A 2,919-nucleotide genomic window follows, 5' to 3' on the forward strand; every position below is an offset into this window, starting at 1 on the left:
GAGCTGGCTCATGTTGCGGGCCCGAGCCACGACACCGAGGGCATGGGTGACATAGGCCGGATCTGCGGCGCCTTCCTCCATGACGACGTCCAGAAAGGCAGCGATATCCTCCTCGTCCTTGAGATACTCGGCCGAATCGTACCGGCTGAAAGTGGTCCTGGCCTTCTTCGTCTTTGCCATTCAGTTCCTCCATTGCGCGGCGAGCGCCTTGGCCCGCTCGATGTCCCGCTTCTGCGTGGACTTGTCGCCGCCGCAGAGCAGGATGATCACCAGCGGGCCGCGCTCAATGAAATAGACCCGGTAGCCCGGGCCATGGTGGATCCTCATCTCGGAGATGCCGCCACCCACCGGCTTCACGTCGCCGGGATTGCCCCTTGCCAACCGCTCGATCCGGTCGAGGATACGGGCCTTGCCTTGGCGGTCTCGCAGCTGGCCCAGCCAACTGTCGAAGGAATCGGCTTTGATGAGTTCGACCAAGTGTCAACTATGGCAACGGCATGGGTCATGTCAACCATAGTTCACAGTAGAGGAATGCCCGTTGCGCACGTCCGCCGGCTGCTCGATATGCTGGGCTTCGACGAAGGGACCATCGCGAAACCCGGGGGGGCCTTCATGAGATATCTCGCCGCCATCGGCGTCGCGATCTCGGTGCTCGCCCTTCATCCGGGCGACGGGCGTGCCCAGACGACCACGATCTGCGGCCAGAAGGTCGACTATGCGATGACGCCGCCGGCTCCGGACATCCCGGCCGGCGCGCGCGCGTTTTCCGGCATCTGGGTGGGCCGTGCCACGCAGCCGTCGGGCAACGGGACCGACGTGACCCTGTGCATCGGCTTCGTCATCGCGCGCATCGAGCCGCAGGGGGTCGTCAGGGCGAGGTACGTGTGGGGCGACAGCGTCACGTATCATGGCAACGGTGTCGCGATTAAGCCCGGCGTGAGCAAATGGCGAGGGAACCTGGCCGGCGAGGTCCTGCACTTCGTGAGCCAGGACGGCAACTATCGCTTCGACCTGCGCGTGACGGGCGCCAACGAACTGCGCGGCGTCTATTCGACCCCCGACGGGCCGGGCGACGTCCAGCTCAAACGGCAATAGCGGTCGCGCTCACGCCGCCTCCGGCAGCCGCCGCTGCGCCAGCCGGAAGCCGAGATTGGCCGCCAGCGTCACGGCGAAGAAGGCGACGGCCAGCACGATCGGCAGGAAGGGATCGCCGGTGCGGTCGTAGAGCCAGCCGGCGATCGCCGGTGCCGGCGCGGTCAGCAGGAAATAGGCGCTGAAGAAGATGCCCATGCCGACCGGCCGCCTGGCGGGCGCCATCGCCTCGCCGGTCAGCGCCATGATGAGGCCGGCCGGCGCCATGCCGACGAGGCCGAACAGGAGCGCCAGCGGCACGCTCCACGCGACCTGCGGCAGCAGCACCAGCGCGAGCATGGCGCCGCCGAGGCACACGGCGAGGATCAGGTCCGACCGCCGGGTACGGTCGGCGATCTGGCCGCAGAGCGCGCCGGAGAAGATCATCACCCAGCTCGCGAGGCTGATGGTCGAGGCAGCGTCGAGCGCGCCGATGCCGTGCGCGGTCAGGACCTGCGGCGCGAAGCTGAGATAGACGATGTAGCCGGCGTTGAACGCGGCCCAGACCAGTGCCGCGGCCAGCGTCAGGATCCATTCGCGCCGGCTGAGCGTCGTCGCCGCCGCCGGCGCTGTCGCTACCGCCTCGGGTGCGATCGGCTCGTGCGCGGTCGGCGCGCGGTAGGCGAGCCACATCGCCGCGGCGCCGAGCAGGCAATAGAGCGAGGCGGCCGCGAACGGCACGCGCCAGTCGAAGAGCCGGGCCAGCCAGCCGTGCGCCACCTGGCCCATGGCGATGCCGAACGGCCAGCTCATCACCAGGATCGCCATGGCGGTGGCGAGCTCGCGGCCGGCGAACCAGTCGGCGATCGCCTTGGTGAGGAAGATGGTGGCGACGACGAAGCCCGCGCCGCAGACCAGACGCCCGGCCGCGAGCAGCGCGAAGCCGTCGGCCAGCGCCGCGATCGCGCCGCCCAGCGCCATCAGGAGCATCCCGCCCGCGATCAGGCTGCGATCTGAGAAGCGCCGGCCGGCGACGCCGGCCGGAATCGAGAGCACGAGGCCCGGCACCATGAAGAGCCCGATCAGCGTGCCGATCTCGGCGAAGCTCAAGCCCAGCGCGCCGGCCAGCGGATCGGCCACCGAGCCCAGGGTCTGGAACTGGAAGCCGAGCCCGATGCGCACCCCGAAGCAGAGCGCCAGCATCGCCCAGCGCGCTCCCCCCGATCTCTCCTTCACGCCGTCTCCCCCCGATGACCCGCTCCCATCCTGGAGCGCATCGACTCCGATCGCATCATTGCCTCCCCGGCGCAGCCGGAGAGATGGCCGCCGGCGGATCGTGGACGCAAGCAGCCGTCGCGACGGCCGGCGACCCGTTCAGCCCGGCGCCCTCAGCCCGGCGCCCTCAGCCCGGTGCCTTCGCGAACTGCTGCGCACCGGCGGTACGCGGCGTCCACGCCTGGGCGCTGTCGCAATAGATCTCCATGTTGGGCTTGAGCCAGCTCGTGTCGTCGAGCGTGCCCGCCTTGACGATCGCGACGCCGGGCATGGTCTCGACCTCGGTGACGAGCGGCGAGCCGCACTCCGGACAGAACTTGCGGCGCACCGGCTTGCCGCTGTCGCCCCTGTCCTGGAAGGTCTTGATCGGCCCGGTCACCGACAGCGCGGCGGCCGGAACCCCGACGTTGAGCGAGAACGACGCCCCGGCCTGCTTCTGGCAGTTCTTGCAATGGCAGATCGCGGTGAACACCGGATCGGCGTCGGCCGAATAGCGCACCTTGCCGCACAGGCACCCGCCCGACAGATGTCGCATGCTTGCCTCCCTTGCTTGCCGTCGAAAGCCTAGCCCCC

The 2,919-nt window shown here is 69.2% G+C and carries 5 protein-coding genes; 1 reads left to right on the plus strand and 4 read right to left on the minus strand.

The window, feature by feature from the left end:
* On the minus strand, nucleotides 1–180 hold a 180-nt coding region (locus VH499_RS08750; protein ID WP_332052326.1), incomplete at its 3' end, for an addiction module antidote protein.
* The gene (locus tag VH499_RS08755) at nucleotides 181–477 is read right to left on the minus strand and encodes a type II toxin-antitoxin system RelE/ParE family toxin (RefSeq protein ID WP_332052327.1); all 297 of its coding nucleotides are present in this window, start codon (nucleotides 475–477) and stop codon (nucleotides 181–183) included.
* Between the two features lie 54 nt (nucleotides 478–531).
* On the opposite strand from VH499_RS08755, the gene VH499_RS08760 reads away from it, so the two are divergent.
* Nucleotides 532–1,095, plus strand: coding sequence for a hypothetical protein (locus tag VH499_RS08760; RefSeq protein ID WP_332052328.1), 564 nt, complete (start codon nucleotides 532–534; stop codon nucleotides 1,093–1,095).
* Nucleotides 1,096–1,104: 9 nt separating this feature from the next.
* Here the strand turns inward: VH499_RS08760 and VH499_RS08765 are convergent, their stop codons facing one another.
* Both VH499_RS08765 and VH499_RS08770 read right to left on the minus strand, forming a co-directional pair.
* Nucleotides 1,105–2,307 (minus strand): MFS transporter, encoded by a 1,203-nt coding sequence (locus VH499_RS08765; protein ID WP_332052329.1) that lies wholly within the window; start codon nucleotides 2,305–2,307, stop codon nucleotides 1,105–1,107.
* 166 nt (nucleotides 2,308–2,473) lie between these two features.
* The gene (locus VH499_RS08770) at nucleotides 2,474–2,881 is read right to left on the minus strand and encodes a GFA family protein (RefSeq protein ID WP_332052330.1); all 408 of its coding nucleotides are present in this window, start codon (nucleotides 2,879–2,881) and stop codon (nucleotides 2,474–2,476) included.
* Nucleotides 2,882–2,919: the final 38 nt, after the last annotated feature.

Source organism: Reyranella sp. (assembly GCF_036558665.1).
In the GTDB taxonomy this organism is placed as follows: domain Bacteria; phylum Pseudomonadota; class Alphaproteobacteria; order Reyranellales; family Reyranellaceae; genus Reyranella.